Below are 19,000 nucleotides of genomic sequence, written 5' to 3'. Positions count from 1 at the left end.
TTTTACATTTACAGTATGCAGGTGCTGCCTTCCATATCGCTTCGCCCATTTATCCGGCATTATCTATTCATAGAGAATCCTGCCCGCACACCTATCCGTTTTTTCTCTGATGGCAACCCGGGTATCGTATTCTGCGATGGCGAGATCATACTGGAAGGCAATTATTTACCTCCAGCTTTTGCTTACGGACAGATCACGCATTACAAAGATCTATATTACGCAGGATCGTTATTGATAGTGGTATTCCGGCCCTATGGGTTGCATGCCCTGACGGGTATTCCGGCTACAGCACTGAAAGACCAGTTCATTGACCTCTCAATGATTTTCAAAAAGCCGCCCGCCAGAGACAATGTCAATGAATTCTTTAGCTCATTACAGCAGCATACCTGCTCACTTACACAGGCTACTATAGATTATATTGATCAGCAAAAGGGGCAGCTTTCTATTCCACAATTGCAGGTCTTTACCGGGTATCAGGAAAGACAACTGGAAAGACGGTTTAAAGAGAGTGTGGGAATCAGTCCTGCCAGGTATTGTAATATCGTAAGGACACATGCTTTTTTGAAGTCCCTTCATAAGAATAAAAGAATAACGCCGCTGGTCTTTGAAAATGGTTACTGTGATCAGTCTCATGCCATCAAGGATTTTAAAAAGCTCACCGGTTTAACGCCCCGCCATTATCTGCACAATAATTACCCTTTGGCGAGTAACTTCCTAAGTCGGAATTGTACAATTTAAGGTTTTGGTGAGATGGTACCTTAGTGGCATGAAAGTTACTACCGTACAATTCGAACATCGCAGTGGGGATAAGGGGTACAACCTTTCCGTCATAGAAAAATATGCAGCTACGGGGGGATCTGATCTCATCGTATTCCATGAGTGCTCCATTACCGGGTATACCTTTGCCCGTCATTTATCGCGGGAACAATTATGGGAACTGGCAGAGCCAATACCGAACGGGCCTTCTATCAATGTCTTAATTGAAATAGCCCGCAAATACAACATCGCCATCGCCGCAGGTTTATTTGAAAAAGAAGGAGATCATATTTACAAAGCCTACGTGTGTGTAGACAAAACCGGCCTGTTGGCTAAGTTTAGAAAATTACATCCTTTCATTAACCCTCACCTCACACCAGGGAATGAATACTGTGTATTCGACCTCCATGGTTGGAAGATCGGTATGCTGATTTGCTATGATAATAATATAATTGAAAATGTGCGGGCCACGAGGTTGCTGGGAGCAGAAATTATCCTGATGCCACATGTTACCATGTGCACGCCTTCCACTCGTCCGGGAGCGGGCTTTGCAGACCCGAAATTGTGGGAAAACAGGTTGATTGACCCCACTAGCCTTCGCATAGAATTCGACGGCTTAAAAGGCCGAAAATGGCTCATGAAATGGTTGCCTGCCCGGGCGTATGACAATGGGGTATATTGCATCTTTGCCAATGCCATCGGCATGGACGATGACCAGCTCAAAAATGGATGTTCCATGATCCTCGATCCTTTTGGCGATATCATTGCAGCATGTTGTGCACTAGATAATGATATGGCGACTGCACTGCTTACAAAAGAAAAACTGGCACAGGCAGGAGGACATCGTTATTTGCAGGCAAGAAGACCGGAATTGTACAGGGATATAATTGGTGGGGAACATGTTTCTTCCCAGCAGGTCGTATGGCTGACCCCGGAAAAATAATTATCTTTCCTCCATGGATAATGATATACTCGCAAACCGCATCCGTGAACGGCTCGAAGATCTCTCCAATTTAAAAGAAATCCGTATGATGGGAGGATTAGCCTTCATGTATAATGATAAAATACTGGTAGGGGTTTACAAAGGAGATATGATGGTGCGGATCGATCCTGCAAAGGAGCATGAAGCGCTGGAGCGAAATGGTTGCAGGCAAATGGAGTTCAATCGCCCTATGAAAGGATATGTGCTGGTAGATGAAACGGGGATGAGAACAAAGGCGGAGTTCGATTACTGGATTGAACTGGCGCTGGAACATAATCCTAATGCAAAATCGGCTAAGAAGAAGAAAAAATGAGAGGGTGTAAAAGTTAATTACACCCTCTTATAATTTGAATGTGGCGCCCGGTTTCCATTTATGCAGTTCTCAGGAGGTTCATTTATTTTTGATGCATCCTATTATGCAGGTTATTTTTCGTAATACTCAAATGCGTCTATTATATCCAGGTATACCCCGTCAAACCCTGCATTCAGTATCTTTTTTGTATAAGAACTATCATTTCCATAAATGATTTTCTGCCAGTCGCTATACCAATACTTCACTTTGTAATTCCCCGGCCAGTCAGGATTTTCTGCATCTAACCAGCCTGGTTTTGTGTTTGTCCAGCTGGTCTGCCAGTAATACCTGTAATCTTCTGCTTCGCCAATTGACATATAAGAAATCACCAGTCTTGTGCCACCGTTTGCTTTCTTTTTCAGCTCTGCGAGTTCAGCAGCCGTAAATGCGCTGTTATCAAAATACAGATCAGTAATCAATAAGTCATAATTCGTAGCTTTTACTGCATTGATAAAGGCGGTTTTAGAATTATACCCACTTGCCGGATCAATCAGGTAAAGGAAGTTCTTTACCTGGCCAATGCTCGTCACAGCTGTGGTGTTCTCTGCATAGATCGGGGATGGGAAAGCAGGAATATCATCCAGTCCCCGGGAGTCTGCTGCAAAGGAAATATAACCTTGTGCATTGTTCTTGGTATAAGAATCCGTCATTTTGGAATGCGTAGAGCAATAATCAGTAACGAGGATGGTATTCCCTGCATTTTTCGAAATTTTCAGCAGGGGGGTCAGGTAATTGATAGTAGAAGCAGGGGTGGCTACATCATCGTCATTATATCCATAATACAGATCTTCCTGACCGTTAGCATCAATGGCATTCAGATAGGCGGTATCCGGTGTTCCGGTGCTTTCCCCGTTCTTAGTTACCAGTTCAATACTATTCTGTGGTACTACAATAAACCCGGCATGTGCTGCCTTGGCATACTTGCTGATGCCAATCACAAAGTCACGCATAGATTGTTTGTAATCGCTGGTAGTGGTGTCGACATCGGCGCTGTCATTGCTGGACCCTGAAGTGGTATCAGAATCATTGTTCTTGCTACAGGCGCTTAGGGCAAATAGCGCAAATGGAATCAAAAGTATAGGTCTCATAAAAATATGGTTATAGGGCAAAATTATATTAATTTTTTTTACTCTTTAGCCACCTACAACGAGTTGGGTAGGTGTTTTAACAAATAATTAGTCGCCAGTCTGTGCATGATTTTTCATAGCAGTGGTTACTCCTGTATATTTCTTTGTTATTAAATGTGGTAAAACTGTTAAATGATACAGGTGGGTCCTGTTAAATTGATGTTGATTTCACGGTCCAGGTCCTGCATATCTATTCCTGAATGGCGTGTGTCTTTGTCATACAACAAATGTAGGCAAGACTTTTGTACCACAGGTAGTAAAAGAAAGCAATGATAGAGATCCTTCCAGCCATGCCCAATAATATGGTCGGCTTTAAAGCCACCGGCGAAGTTACGCAGGACAATTTTCTCAACATCGTAGATCCGGTAGTGAGGGAGTTGGTCAGTCGTACCGGCGAACTCAATTACCTGATGATCATAGAAACCCCGTTAAAAAACTGGACGATGGGAGCCTGGTTACAAGATGCATTACTCGGCATCATGGAGATTTCAAAATGGAACAGGGTTGCGATCGTATCAGGTTCTGATTTGCTGAATAAATTTACCGACGTGTTTGGCATGTTCGTACCAGGCACATTCAAAGGATTTGGGGCGGAACAGTTTTCCGAAGCAGTGCATTGGGTATCAACAGGTAAGTAATTCTAAGAGCTTTTACAGGCAGATCTTTTTCCTGTGGCGGTAAATCCCCTTACTCGCTATAAATCAAACATTATCTGAAATTATTTTTTAAATATATACGACAAATATTTATATATTTGCCCCTTAGATAAATGTAAGCCCGTAATCCGTACGAAAATTATGGGTTGCATTTATCCCAAACGCATTGTTCAGTAAAAATTCGCATTGTTCGTGAGGTCTGATTCGTCACCTGTATTTTCTTTGGGCCAAGGTATGTCTTGACCACTTCCATGGTACAACACTCACCTGAAATCTATGAAATCACTGGCTTCACGTCCGCGCACTTTTTCGCATACCTATGAAAGAAAATTTCATTAAAGTAGCGTTAAGCATTTGCATCTGCTTAATAGCGTTCCCGTTTCTGGCAAAGGCCCAGTTACCTTACAGTCCATGTAGTCCAAGCGGCGGTAAAAGAGCCGACGTATTAGGCATAGAAGCCAAATACAGAGCTCCCGGAGGCGCAGCCCCCACCTTTACCATTCCGACCGGGACTAAATCCATCGCGGTGTATGTTTCTTCCGAAACAGGTATAACCACCGGGGCCTCCGATTATGACCAGGGAGATGAGGACTTCATCACCATTAATGCAATCATTGATGTGGGAAATGCTACATCTTCCGGTTATGTAAACTATGCGAAGAATACCAATACCGATGGTTCTGGTACCAACGTATATGGATGGAAGAATGTGGCCCTGGGCGATACCATTAAGCAGACCAGTAAAATCGGGGATGCGACGCCTTACCTGAACAATGTGAAGTTTTCTATCTCAGGATCTACCCTGACTATTACAGAAAATGCAACAGCTACTCACTCCTCTTATTATGTAGAATACCTGTCGCCTTACAACAACTCGCTTAGTCCGCTGGAACCACAGATCAGGGCATTGCTGCACGGAACATCGACAACGAATACCGATCTGAGTATTCCCATTCCTTCCGGGGCTGAAATTGTTATGATTTCGGCCAAGGGTACAAACTCCAGTTATAGCGACCTGAATTCAGCATCCGGTACAGAAGAAGGGTATGCTAATATGCGTTTTGGTATTGACCTTACAGCCGGTACATTGGATGGTTTTGTGACATTGGCAAATGGAGGTTCGGTAGACAGAAGATCTACTTATGTAATCAATAATAAGTCGGCTACCGCTACCGCCAGCATGCTATCATCCGGCGTCATTGCAGGTGATTATTCGAGTAAGAGAGTATTGGCAGGTGGTGTGGGCGTATATGATCCTACGATTTATGTATCCGGGGGGAACCTGATTATAAAAAGAGATGCGAACTATGCAAGAGACTTTGATGATGCGTATGTAATAGAATTTTACTCCCGTGTGGGATTGGGGATGAGTACAGAGTTTATCGATTCTGACATTTCCGCCATTCTGGATGGTAGTTATGCCTGGGGCGCGAAGCGTACATTCACCATTCCTTCAGGTACTAACTTTATATATTTTAATGAATCGGGTAATGCAGTAAACACCGACAGGGAGAGCAATGAAAACTCACTGGCGGCCTACGGCTATATAGACCTGACAGCAGGAACCGTGACCGGTTACTTCTACCAGCAGGTAGGTCTGAGTGGTACAATCAGAAGGGATGACAACTATGCTTTTAAAAATGTACCGCTGGATAGTACCAGTACACGTAGTGCTTCGGGAACAGTTGGGTTCGAGAACTCCTCCGGTGGAGTATATGATATTAGTTTCTTCCTGTCTTCTGACAAGAGTAAACTGACAGTCATCAATAAAACAGGTCTGGCTAACCCTAGTTACCAGTTCCTCCTTTCGTGTGATTATTATGGTTCACGTCCGGATGTGGCGTTTAGTACTACGGGCATTACATTCTCGAAAGGTAGTTCCTGTAATATTGTTAAGGCATCTGTGAACGTATGTAACCCCGGTGCTGGTAATAGCAATGGTGGCATGCCGGTATCCTTTTACTCTGGTGATCCGACTACAGATCCATCAGCGATATTAATATATACAGGTACATTCAGCCAGGATATACCACAGGGTGTGTGCCGTACCTTTGATTTTGACCTGGACCTCAGCAGTTTCAGCAATGTGAATATTCCGCTGACGATGATACTGAATGATAATGGTTCATTTGTAAGTGGTGGAGTAGGGCATGCAGTAGGTACACCTTTCACATTATCGAGCCTGGCGAATCAGAACAGTACTTATAAAGAATGTTATTACGACAATAACCTGATCACTGCTCAGATTGCGGTGAATAACTGTCCGGTGGTAAACCTGGATGCAGATAGCAGTTCTGGCGCCACCACAAAGAATTATATCAATTACTTTGCCGCGGGTAGTACGACTGGTGCCAATGTGACTGACAATGATGTAACGGTGACAGATCCGGATGGTGATAATATTTCCAGCGCGACGATCACATTGACGAATAACCTGGATGGTACATCAGAATACCTGATACTGAATGGAACACTGCCTTCAGGCATTACCATTTCCGGTGCAAATACAACAACGATAACCTTATCTGGTGTGGCATCTGCTGCTGATTATGCAGAGGCGTTGAAGCTGATTCAGTACATGAATACAAAGGCTTCGCCAACGACTACGACCCGTACCATCACGATCGCATTGAATGATGGTAAAGAAACGGGGCCTTCGTCAACCACTAGTATCTATATCTTAACATCTCCAAGAGTCAATGTAACAGGTAATGGTTCTTCCATTGCAGACAACAAGACGACGACTTCCGCAACCGATGGTACTTACTACGGCGTGTTGACGCCAACAGATGGGTCTGTGAGTAATACCTTTATTGTACAGAACATAGGTACAGGTACGATCACACTGACGGGTTCTCCGATTGTGGCAATCAGTGGAGATGCTGGTTTTAGTGTGACTTCACAGCCTACTGGTACATCGATCACAAGTGGTTCGGGTCTTGGTTTTACCGTGACCTTCAATCCTGCATCACATGCGATTGGTACTTACACAGCCGTAATTACGATCACGAATAATGATAGTAATACGGATCGTGCTACATATACATTCACGGTATCGGCGGTGGTGAACAACCTGCCGGCTGTATCGGATAATAGTGTATCAGCGGCAGAAGATAATCCATTAACTTTTACAGCAGCGAACTTTACCAGTGTATATACAGATCCTGACGGAACGGCATTGTCAAAGATCAAGATAGTAAGCTTGCCACAGAATGGCAGCTTCAAACTGAACGGTGTCATTATTACTGCAGGACAGGAAATAGCAGCGGCTGATCTGTCTAAGATTGTATTTACGCCGACAGCAAATTGGAATGGTACGACATCATTCCAGTGGAATGGTTCTGATGGTACATCTTATGCAACCACAGCAGCGACTATGACGATTAATATTACACCTGTCAATGATGCACCGACTATTTCCCTGCCTACGGGCCTGGCGGTGACAGAAGATACGCCTGCTTCATTGAAAGATGTATCTTTTGCAGATGTGGATGCGGGTACGGGTACAGTAACAGCGACCTTTACTGTGCCGACTGGTTGGTTCAATACTGCTACAGTAGCGGGTGTGACGGTGACGGGAACTGGTGGAAGTATTACATTGTCAGGTACATTGTCTGCCATCACTAGTTATATCTCGGGTGGTAACCTGACCTATTCTGCTTCACATACGCCTCCGGCTTCAGAGGTAATTACGGTGACTATTTCTGATAATGGGAATACCGGAAGTGGTGGTACGATGACGGCTACGGGTACGATTTCCCTGGGTATTACAGCTGTGAATGATGCGCCGACGGGACCTGATACGAATGAAGAAACAAATCAGGATACTGAGCTGGATAGTAACGTAACGGCTACAGATCTGGATGGGGATGCGGTTACATTTACTTTATTGACTAATCCTTCTCATGGTACGGTGACGGTGAATAGTGATGGTACATATCAATATATACCGACTACAGGTTATATCGGTACAGATGCGTTTACAGTGACGGTGAGTGATGGTCATGGAGGTAGTTCAACCATTACAGTAAATATTACTGTGAAGAAGGTGAATCATAATCCTGTAGATGCAACTGTAAATAATACGATTAATGAAGATGTTACGTTGGACAGCAGTGTAAGTACGACAGATGCAGATGGTGATGGCCTGACATATACCAAAGGCACTGATCCTGCGCATGGTACGGTGACGGTGAATACAGACGGTACTTATACATATGTTCCGACTGCTAATTATAATGGAACAGATGGTTTCACGGTCCTGGTAAGTGATGGTAATGGTGGCACTGCGACGATTACGGTAAATATCACTATTAATCCGGTGAATGATAATCCATCTGGTCCGGATACGAATGAAGAGACGAATGAGGATGTGGCATTGAATGGTCAGGTAACTGCTACGGATGTGGATGGTGATGCGGTGATATATTCAAAAGGAACTGATCCTGCACATGGCACGGTTGTAGTGAATAGCGATGGTACTTATACTTATACACCGGCTACTAATTATAATGGCCCGGATAGTTTCACAATTGCTTTAAGTGATGGTAATGGTGGGACAGGTACAATTACAGTCAACATTACAGTACATCCTGTAAATGATGCGCCTGTTGGAGGTACGTTTACTGAAGAGACGGATGAAGATGTTGCTTTGACCAGTCAGGTAACCGGTACTGATGTAGATGGCGATGTACTGACTTATACTAAGGCTACCGATCCAGGACATGGTTCAGTAGTGGTAAATAGTGATGGTACATATACTTACACACCAGCTACAAATTATAATGGTCCTGATAGCTTCACAGTAACAGTAAGTGATGGAACAGCGACTGCAACAATCACAGTTAATATCACAGTACATCCGGTAAATGACGCACCAGTAGGTGGTACGTTTACTGAAGAGACGGATGAAGATGTAGCTTTGACCAGTCAGGTAACCGGTACTGATGTAGATGGCGATGTACTGACTTATACTAAGGCTACCGATCCATCACATGGTTCAGTAGTAGTTAATAGTGACGGTACATATACTTACACTCCTGCTACTAATTATAATGGTACGGATAGCTTCACAGTAACAGTAAGTGATGGAACAGAAACTGCTACAATTACAGTCAACATCACAGTACATCCTGTAAATGATGCGCCTGTTGGAGGTCCGTTTACAGAGGAGACGGATGAAGATGTTGCTTTGACCAGTCAGGTAACCGGCACCGATGTAGATGGCGATGTGCTGACTTATACCAAGGCTACCGATCCAGGACATGGTTCAGTAGTGGTAAATAGTGATGGTACATATACTTACACACCAGCTACAAATTATAATGGTCCTGATAGCTTCACAGTAACGGTAAGTGATGGTAATGGTGGGACAGGTACAATTACGGTAAATATCACAGTACACGCTGTAAATGATGCGCCTGTAGGAGGTACGTTTACAGAGGAGACGGATGAAGATGTTGCTTTGACCAGTCAGGTAACCGGCACCGATGTAGATGGCGATGTGCTGACTTATACCAAGGCTACCGATCCAGGACATGGTTCAGTAGTGGTGAATAGCGATGGCACATATACTTACACACCAGCTACAAATTATAATGGTCCTGATAGCTTCACAGTAACAGTAAGTGATGGAACAGCGACTGCAACAATCACAGTTAATATCACAGTACATCCGGTAAATGACGCACCAGTAGGAGGCACCTTTACTGAGGAAACGGATGAAGATGTTGCTTTGACCAGTCAGGTAACCGGTACTGATGTAGATGGCGATGTGCTGACTTATACCAAGGCTACCGATCCATCACATGGTTCAGTAGTAGTAAATAGTGATGGTACATATACTTATACTCCTGCTACTAATTATAATGGTCCTGATAGCTTCACAGTAACAGTAAGCGATGGTAATGGTGGGACAAGTACAATTACAGTAAATATCACAGTACACGCTGTAAATGACTCACCAGTAGGAGGCACCTTTACTGAAGAAACGGATGAAGATGTTGCTTTGACCAGTCAGGTAACCGGCACCGATGTAGATGGCGATATGCTGACTTATACCAAGGCTACCGATCCATCACATGGTTCAGTAGTAGTAAATAGTGATGGTACATATACTTATATTCCTGCTACTAATTATAATGGTGCAGATAGCTTCACAGTAACAGTAAGTGATGGAACAGAAACTGCTACAATTACAGTCAACATCACAGTACATCCTGTAAATGATGCGCCTGTTGGAGGTACGTTTACAGAGGAGACGGATGAAGATGTTGCTTTGACCAGTCAGGTAACCGGCACCGATGTAGATGGCGATGTGCTGACTTATACCAAGGCAACCGATCCATCACATGGTTCAGTAGTAGTAAATAGTGATGGCACATATACTTACACTCCTGCCACTAATTATAATGGTCCTGATAGCTTCACAGTAACAGTAAGCGATGGAACAGAAACTGCTACAATTACAGTCAATATCACAGTACACGCTGTAAATAATGCACCAGTAGGAGGTACCTTTACAGAAGAAACGGATGAAGATGTTGCTTTGACCAGTCAGGTAACCGGTACTGATGTAGATGGCGATGTGCTGACTTATACCAAGGCTACTGATCCAGGACATGGTTCAGTAGTGGTAAATAATGATGGTACATATACTTATACTCCTACCACTAATTATAATGGTCCTGATAGCTTTACAGTAACAGTAAGCGATGGCAATGGTGGCACTAGCACTATCAGTATTGACATCACTGTCAATCCTGTAAACGATGATCCATCTGGCTCAAACACCACTGAACAAACAAATGAAGACACTCCACTGACCAGCAGTGTAACCACTACTGATGTAGATGGCGATCCGCTGACTTACAGCAAAGGTGTTGATCCATCAAATGGCTCCGTAGTTGTAAATCCTGACGGTACCTACACTTACACACCATCTACCGGGTTCACCGGCAACGATACCTTCACTGTTATCGTTAGCGATGGCAATAGTGGCTCTACCGAAATCACTGTTACCGTTACTGTAAATCCAGTCAATCACGATCCAATAGTAACCGGTGGCCAAACCATCACCACTGAGCAAGACAAACCAGCTACTGGCACCATCACCGCTACCGATCCAGACGGCGATCCACTCACCTTCACCAAAGGTGACGATCCAACCCACGGCTCCGTAGTAGTAAATACTGACGGTACATATACTTATACACCAACACCAGGCTACACCGGCGATGACACCTTCACCGTTATCGTAGACGATGGCAAAGGTGGTACTACCGAAATCACCGTGACAGTTACTGTAAATCCAGTCAATCACGATCCAGTAATAACCGGTGACCAAACCATCACCACTGAGCAGGACAACCCAGCCACTGGCACCATCACCGCTACCGATCCAGACGGCGATCCACTCACCTTCACCAAAGGCGACGATCCAACCCACGGCTCTGTAGTAGTAAATCCTGACGGTACATACACTTACACACCAACACCAGGCTACACCGGCGATGACACCTTCACCGTTATCGTAGACGATGGCAAAGGCGGTACTACCGAGGTGACAGTCACCGTTACCGTAACACCTGACACCTCCAACAACCCGATTGCCGTTAACGACAGCGTAACAGTAGTCGCCAACACACCACTCGACATCGACGTCCTCGCCAACGACAGCGCAGGTACTTCGACCTTCGATCCGGGTACTGTAACTATCATAGATCAACCTACCCACGGTTCAGTAGTCGTAAACAGCAACGGTATCATCACCTACACACCTGCTACAGGTTACACCGGTGAAGACTCCTTCACTTATACAGTGACAACCGCTGATGGTAAAACTACCAACACCGCTACTGTCAGGATCTCTACCTCATTCGCAGAGATCACCGTACCAACCCTGTTCACACCGAACGGCGATGGGCAGAACGATGTATTCGAAATCAGGGGCCTCAGCCAGTACGCTGAAACTGAACTGATCATCGTAAACCGTTGGGGTAATGAAGTCTTCAGACAAAAGAACTACCAGAATACATGGAAAGGAGATGGCTTGAACGAAGGGACTTATTTCTACCTGCTGCGAATCAAACGCACAGCTAGTTCAGGATGGGAAGTGATCAAAGGATACACTACACTGGTAAGGAACTTTAACAATTAATGTGATTAGCGCTGAAAACCATGAAAAAGATATTTTTAATTGCAGGCTTATTATTCGCAGGGTCATTGACACTGAAAGCCCAGCAGGATGCACAGTACAGCCAGTATATGTTTAACGGGATCTATATCAATCCCGCATATGCCGGCTACAAGGAGCAACTGAACGCGCATAGCTTTTATCGCAGTCAGTGGACCGGTATCCGCGGTGCTCCCCGTACATTCTCAATAGCTGTAGATGCTGCTGTAGCAAGTGATAACGTTGGTCTGGCCTTCCAGGTCACCAGCGACAAACTGGGTGCACAGAGCACCCTGGGAGGATACGGTAGCTATGCCTACCGTATCCGTCTGAATCCCGACGGAAGCTCAAGGCTGGCTTTCGGTGTAAGTTTCGGAATTTTGCAAAAGAGCATCAATACTTCGGAACTCGTCACCAATGATCCTGAAACCAATATGCCGGCAGGTGTTCAGCGCACGGTGTCGCCAGATGCAAGGGCAGGGGTCTACTTCTCCAACGACCGCTTCTTTGCTGGTTTCTCGGTTGATAATATGATCATTAACTACCTGAAAAGCGGTAAGTATAAACTGGTACCACAATCAAAAATGCACTACTACCTCACCGCAGGTGGTTTGTTGCCACTGAATGAAGACTTCCAGTTAAAGCCGTCTTTTCTTCTGAAAGATGATTTAGGTGGTCCGACCAGTCTGGACTTAAATACATTTATCCTCTACAAGGACATTCTCTGGCTGGGAGGCTCTTATCGTACCAGGGTGAACCTGTATGATAAAGGTTATTTACAAAGCGCGCTGACCTACAGCAACTCTGTAGTAGCCGCCATCGAGCTTTTCCCGGTGCCGAATATGAGGGTAGGGTATGCCTATGATATTACTACCGGCCCATTGAATGGGTATAGCAGTGGTACACATGAAGTATCAGTAGGGTATACTTTCCCCGGTTTCAAAGCGAGAATGGCTAATCCAAGGGTGTTTTAGAATTAGAAATAGCTACAAAAAAAAGGTGTATCGATTTATTCGGTACACCTTTTTATTTTTGGCTTATTTCAGTAATGGTTTACTGCAAAATTTGTATTTTTAATATCAGCAAATTCAATACGCTCATTTCAATATCAGCACCGGCACCTTCGCATTCCTGCATATCGCCTCACTAATACTCTTATTCGTCAAATAATATAAGAAACTATGTTTCCCCGGCAATGAAATGATCAACTGAAAATCATTCACATTCGTATACTTTATAATCCCATCAATAATATTCTTCTCATTACTATAATTAATATCATGCTTAAAATTCTGCAGATAACTATGCAAATGCGCCTCCAGGTCCTTAAAATTCTCATCCGGGTTTATATAACGCTCTTTTGCATCTACATTCAGCACATGTAAGTATATTTCCTTCGCCATCGCAGAATCCTTCGGGTCATTCAGCTTCGCCAGGTTTCCCATCATCCTGTAATCACAAGGCAGCAATACATCATTGATAGGACGGAAACTATAATGAGAAGGCACCACCAATACCCGAACAGGAGAAATCTTTGCTATACTGATTATATTCCCCGCTATAAAACTATTACTAGTTGACTGGCAACTATCACTACCCAACAGCACCATATCCACACTTTCCGCTCTGATCGTTTCATTAATAGCCCGTAACAAAGGCACCTCACTCACCGCCGTCAATACCGCCATATCGTCTTCCATCCTGGCACTGAGCTCATCCGCCATATGATCCAGTTTCTCCGTACTCTCTTTCCGTTCCTGCCACCTGAAATCCTGGCTTACTGGCGCATACTCCGCAGATACTGCAATATTGTCAAAAACTGTATCATAAAAGGTCTTTAACAAAATAATCCGATCGTACCCAAACCGGTGTGCCCACTCACTTGCAAAACGAATCGTATTTTCAGTTGTAGCCGTGAAATCAACGGGAATAAGCATCGTTTTCATAATACAAAATTTTGATCATTCAATGAAGGCTTCAGCCTTATACGTTGTAATAAATTTAAGCAAAAAGCTTGCGGAGGAATATGATTTCAATCGTTAAAACAGCTGTAAACAATCAGTGGAATCTTCTATATAAATTTACATTATTTTTAGCCTGTCTCAACAATTTTTTCATGTAAAAAAGTTAAACAATGTTTAACTTAACAATCGTTTAAACTGTAGCCCGTTATGAAATTATACCATTTATTATGCTGGCTGTTGCCCATTGCCACCCAGGCTCAGGTAGATACTACCCAGCGTCCTGTCTATCACTTTACGGCTGCCAAAAACTGGATCAATGATCCTAACGGCCTGATATATATTAACGGTCAATATCATCTTTATTACCAGTACAATCCATATGACACCAAATGGGGACATATGAGCTGGGGGCATGCCGTAAGCAAAGACCTCCTGCACTGGAACCACCTGCCGGTAGCCATTCCGGAGATGGTAAAACCTGATACCACCACCTTGATCTTCTCAGGTTCGGCTGTGCTGGACAAAGCCAATACCAGCGGTTTTGGCAAAAACGCCATCGTGGCTATTTACACCGCCGACCAGCCTACCCAGCAAAAGGAATCCCAGTTCATCGCCTATAGCAATGACGGAGGATTGACCTACCAGCAGTATGCGGGCAACCCGGTAATCGACCTGCATAAAAAGGATTTCCGTGACCCGAATGTCATCTGGCTGGAAAAGGAAAAACACTGGTTGATGACAGTGGCACTACCCAATGAGAAAATGGTGCAGTTTTATACATCTACTGACCTGAAACATTGGACATTGCTCAGTGAATTTGGGAATCAGGGCGATACCCGCAAGATATGGGAGTGCCCGTCTCTGACTCCGATGTATGTAGATGGAGATCCTAAAAAAACTAAATGGTTACTGATGGTTTCCTCCGGCAATCAGGACGGGGAAACCGGCTTACAGTATTTCACCGGTGACTTTGACGGAAAGGAATTCAAAAATGATCATGATGCCGCGCATCAACAATTTGTCGACTATGGTCCTACATTTTATGCCGCCATTCCATATAATAACCTGCCTGATGGCAGAAAGACGATGATAGGATGGCTCATGCCTTCCAACCAGCCGGCGTATCCATGGACAGGGCAGATGTCTATTCCAAGAGATCTTGCATTGAAAACAACTCCCCAGGGCGTGCGGTTATTCCAGCAACCTGCGAAGGTGATTAAACTACCTGCAGGTAACCTGGAAAAACAGAACCTTGTGGTCAGTGACCAGCCTTTTAAATTAGAGCAGTTTAAAAATAATACGAACTGGATAGATGTCACCTTCGGAGAAGGTACCGCTACTGCTTATGGCGTAAAATTGCCCCAGGCAGAAATTACTTGCCAGCAGGGGCAATTAGTAATAGCCTGGAAAGACGGAAAGAAAACACTGCCTGTACCAAAAGGAAATGTGAGATTACAGGTTTTGCAGGATAAATCTTCGGTAGAAGTATTTGTAAATGGAGGTGCACAGGTGATTACGTTTCTGGTATACCCTCCTAAAGAGGAGCATGAAGTATCCATATTTGCAAAAGGGGGAAATATAAAAGTAAAAACCCTTAAAGTGTGGCAATTATGATCATAAAACAAAAACGCTTATGTCGAAAAAGACATAAGCGTTTTATGTTGCTGATCTCAGAATTTCCTTATTTACGATTCAGGTTCGTATGCATCTTCTGCACCATTGCCAGCGCCATATCTATCGTTCCGGCATCAATCCCCTCCATTGATTTATCATACAACCCCGCTACCCAACCCTGCATAGTCTGCTGCAAATCCTTTCCTTTCTCCGTGAGAAATATCAGTTTATTCCGCCGGTCATTTTCATCCTCCATTCTCTTTACCAGATCCCGCTTCACCAACCCATCAATCTGATAGGTCATACTCGATTTATCCTTCAACATAATATCCGCAATCTCCTGCTGATTGATCCCATCCTTCTTATTTAAATAAGCAAGGATCTCCAGCAGTTCAAAGGTAATATCCATCTCCTCTTCCCTGATACGCACGGAAATATACTGACGCAAGGTATTCCTTACCTCACCCATCGATCGCAATAGTTCCTTTGCTTTTTCTGCGGTTGTTTGTGACGACATATGTTCTGCAAAGATATTGCTTTTTGTTAATGCGCTGCATCCGCCAGGTTCATTCTCGCTTTTTGACGTTTTGATGAACACCAATACAAACGGTACATACATTAAGAACAGGACCCCTACCCACCCTTTCAATGTAGAGACACACATGGGACTCACCAGTACAAATGGCACATGTTTATTTAATGGTATAACAAAAAAAGCCGCTGCAGATGCAGAGGCTTTCCCAAAAAACAATATGTAAATCTATATCACTCTACTTTCAAACTCTTCACCGGATTGGCTACTGCCACTTTCAATGTCTGCAACACAATCATCACACTAGTAAGTATACCTAATGAAAGGATGATCATCATGATTGGCAAAGCAGTGATTTCTACATGGTATTCGTAACTATTCAACCAATATTGCATCAGGTAATATGCTACCGGACAAGCCACTACACTCGCCACTATCATTACAGCCATAAAATCTTTTATAAACAAACTAATGATACTATTTACTGAAGCTCCCAGTACTTTGCGGATCCCCATTTCCCTCGTACGCTTCTGCACCGTCAGCGACACCAACCCGATCACGCCTAACAACACAATTACCAGAGCCAGCACGGTTGCTGTATATGCCGTCTTCTTCAACTGTAATTCCGTCTGGTACATCTTGGCTAAACTATCATCCATGAATTTATATTCAAACGGTGCTCCCGGCATCAGTGCGGCCCATTGCCGGTGCAGCGTTTCAATAGCCTTTGGCACATTTCCGCCTTTCAGTTTGATCGAAAAATATCTGAAAATATTAAACACCTCTACCGGGATAATTACCATTGGTTGTATAGATTGCTGCATGGACCCAAAATGAAAATCTTTTGTCACTCCGGCAATGGTATACGTATCTGTCAGCTCTGCAAATTTCACCTGTTTTCCTACCGCATCAGCGGGGTCCCTGTATCCCAATGCCACTGCCAGCCTGGTGTTGATCACCATTTTATGTACATCTATTGGCATTCCTTCTCTGGCTAAAAACACACCTGCTGCCATGGGTACCTGGAACGTATTTGCAAAGTGCCTATCCGTACTCAACTGAAAAGCGGTGATCGCCGAAGTGGCATCGGCACCCAGCGGGAATACACTCAAACTCCCACCATTGTTGCCATCCATGATCTCGTAAGATAGCGTTACATCCTTTACTACTGGACTTTCTGCCAGTTGTTTCCGGATGCCTTCCATCTTTGCCACACCCGCCGGTGACCAGTCTCTCGGTACCTGTGCACTGACCACAAATTCTTTGTCATACCCAATCCCTTTACTAAAAAAGAACTGTACCTGCTTTGTCACAATAAACGCTCCGATCAGGACCACCACCGCCGTAAAGAACTGAAACGCTACCAGCGACTTTCTTAATAGTATATTTTCCTTTACTGACTTTAAACTCCCTTTCAAGCTGCTTAATGATGGCAGGGCAGATAATACAAACGCCGGATATAGGCCAGCAGCCAATCCTATCAGCGCGACAAATAATAACAGGTATTCCGCAAAATAGACAGGGAACTCACTCAGCGCAGGCAATGGCTTACCGACCAGCTGTGCAAACAAGGGGCCTGACAACAAATAACAGCCAAATGCCAGCAGGGTTGAGATACAAACAATGATCATTGACTCAATTAAAAACTGCCATACCAGCTGATGTTTTCTTCCGCCCATTACCTTTCTCATACCAATCTCCTTCATCCTTGATCCGGCGCGGCTTACAGATATATTGATAAAATTGATCACTGCCATCAATAATATGAACAGCCCGATACCTGACAGGGTAAACAACATCCTTTTCACTAATCCATTATTCTGTTCCAGGTAATTGTCCCGTAAATTAATGACTTGTGGCGTTAGGTTTGCATATAAATTCGGAGAGATATTCTCTTTTAATAGTTTTGAAATAGGGCCATTTAACTGACTGGGATTTACCCCTGGCTGCAATTCAACATACCCTACGATAAACATATTATTCCAGTTATCGATCGTCCGTCCAAAGTAGCTGATGGAACTTTCGGGCAAAATAATTCCATTCCTGTAGTTGGAAATCAGGTCCGTCACCCCGTTATCGCGCGCTACCCTGATCACGGCTGTCAGCATAAAAGGCTGTTTTTGTCCTGCCATATTTTCTATTTCAACCGTTTGGCCAATGGCATTCACGGTACCGAAATATTTCTTTGCCACCGGCTCTGTCATGATCATGGAGGTTGGCGTAGACAACGCATTGGTGGGATTACCGGCCAACACTTTGAATCCAAACATATCCAGCAGGGTAGTATCGCCGATCTGCACGGCTTCCTTAAAGTCTTTTTCCTTTCCATGAACGGTGAGCGTCACCCCGTCCCACCTGTAAAAGTTCTTTACCAGGGTGGGATATTGTTCCTTCAGTGCTTTGGGCAAGGCCCCGGAAGTCGACAGGTCAAAACCCATATTCTTGTCCTTCCACTTACTTTTAATCACATACTGCCGGTCTGCATTTTTGAGTTCCTTATTTACCTGCAGCTCGTTCCAAACATGTGCCATGATCATACCGGTAAAAGCAATGCCTATAGCAAGCCCGGCAATGTTCAGGATAGCATGAAAGCGGTTCTTTTTCATATTCCGCCAGGCAATCAGGATGTAGTTCAATAGCATAAAAGTGGGTTTGGGTACCCTGGTTCAGACAAAGAAAATGCCGTATCCGGCCTTATTGAAAACTAAGCAATTATACTAAGATAAGGGTCGGATATGTTCGCTTATGGTACATTATATGTCCGGAAATGGGCAATTCATAGATTGATTATTAATACTTTTTGACATAAATTGCGAAGCGTTTCCGAGAGCACCAATTAACTTA

11 protein-coding genes are annotated in these 19,000 nt (G+C 44.0%); 7 read left to right on the top strand and 4 right to left on the bottom strand.

Annotation, left to right across the window (positions count from 1 at the left end; translation table 11 throughout):
- The first annotated feature begins 15 nt into the window (after positions 1-15).
- Genes SIO70_RS25045 through SIO70_RS25035 form a run of 3 tightly spaced genes read left to right on the top strand, consistent with a single transcriptional unit; the run spans position 16 to position 2,051 of the window.
- Positions 16-738 (top strand): AraC family transcriptional regulator, encoded by a 723-nt coding sequence (locus tag SIO70_RS25045; protein ID WP_320575393.1) that lies wholly within the window; start codon positions 16-18, stop codon positions 736-738.
- 28 nt (positions 739-766) lie between these two features.
- Complete coding sequence (locus SIO70_RS25040) at positions 767-1,699, top strand: nitrilase family protein (protein ID WP_320575389.1); 933 nt, start codon at positions 767-769, stop codon at positions 1,697-1,699.
- A gap of 13 nt (positions 1,700-1,712) precedes the next feature.
- Positions 1,713-2,051, top strand: a complete 339-nt coding sequence (locus tag SIO70_RS25035; protein WP_320575388.1) for a TfoX/Sxy family protein — start codon at positions 1,713-1,715, stop codon at positions 2,049-2,051.
- Between the two features lie 110 nt (positions 2,052-2,161).
- On the opposite strand, the gene SIO70_RS25030 is transcribed toward SIO70_RS25035, so the two are convergent.
- Positions 2,162-3,178 (bottom strand): endo alpha-1,4 polygalactosaminidase, encoded by a 1,017-nt coding sequence (locus SIO70_RS25030; RefSeq protein ID WP_320575386.1) that lies wholly within the window; start codon positions 3,176-3,178, stop codon positions 2,162-2,164.
- Positions 3,179-3,486: 308 nt separating this feature from the next.
- On the opposite strand from SIO70_RS25030, the gene SIO70_RS25025 reads away from it, so the two are divergent.
- The 3 genes from SIO70_RS25025 (at position 3,487) to SIO70_RS25015 (ending at position 13,020) form a co-directional block, all read left to right on the top strand.
- Positions 3,487-3,855 (top strand): STAS/SEC14 domain-containing protein, encoded by a 369-nt coding sequence (locus tag SIO70_RS25025; RefSeq protein WP_320575383.1) that lies wholly within the window; start codon positions 3,487-3,489, stop codon positions 3,853-3,855.
- 337 nt (positions 3,856-4,192) lie between these two features.
- On the top strand, positions 4,193-12,031 hold the full coding sequence (locus tag SIO70_RS25020) for a tandem-95 repeat protein (protein WP_320575382.1): 7,839 nt from the start codon (positions 4,193-4,195) through the stop codon (positions 12,029-12,031).
- Positions 12,032-12,051: 20 nt separating this feature from the next.
- Entirely contained in the window at positions 12,052-13,020 is a 969-nt protein-coding gene (locus SIO70_RS25015) for a type IX secretion system membrane protein PorP/SprF (protein ID WP_320575380.1), read from the top strand.
- A 123-nt stretch (positions 13,021-13,143) separates the two neighbouring features.
- On the opposite strand, the gene SIO70_RS25010 is transcribed toward SIO70_RS25015, so the two are convergent.
- A complete protein-coding gene (locus SIO70_RS25010; RefSeq protein ID WP_320575379.1) occupies positions 13,144-13,992 on the bottom strand; it encodes a universal stress protein in 849 nt (282 codons plus the stop codon).
- 225 nt (positions 13,993-14,217) lie between these two features.
- Between SIO70_RS25010 and SIO70_RS25005 the strand changes: the two genes are divergently transcribed.
- On the top strand, positions 14,218-15,624 hold the full coding sequence (locus SIO70_RS25005; protein ID WP_320575377.1) for a glycoside hydrolase family 32 protein: 1,407 nt from the start codon (positions 14,218-14,220) through the stop codon (positions 15,622-15,624).
- Positions 15,625-15,691: 67 nt separating this feature from the next.
- Here the strand turns inward: SIO70_RS25005 and SIO70_RS25000 are convergent, their stop codons facing one another.
- Positions 15,692-16,312, bottom strand: coding sequence for a MarR family transcriptional regulator (locus SIO70_RS25000; RefSeq protein ID WP_320575375.1), 621 nt, complete (start codon positions 16,310-16,312; stop codon positions 15,692-15,694).
- A 77-nt stretch (positions 16,313-16,389) separates the two neighbouring features.
- Positions 16,390-18,798 carry an ABC transporter permease gene (locus SIO70_RS24995; RefSeq protein ID WP_320575374.1) on the bottom strand — a complete coding sequence of 803 codons (2,409 nt, stop codon included), beginning with the start codon at positions 18,796-18,798 and terminating at the stop codon, positions 16,390-16,392.
- Positions 18,799-19,000 lie beyond the last annotated feature (202 nt).

Origin of the sequence: Chitinophaga sancti (genome assembly GCF_034087045.1) — a bacterium.
GTDB classification, from domain to species: domain Bacteria; phylum Bacteroidota; class Bacteroidia; order Chitinophagales; family Chitinophagaceae; genus Chitinophaga; species Chitinophaga sancti_B.
The sequence above is the reverse complement of the archived record's forward strand: the minus strand, read 5'-3'. Positions and strand labels throughout refer to the sequence as shown.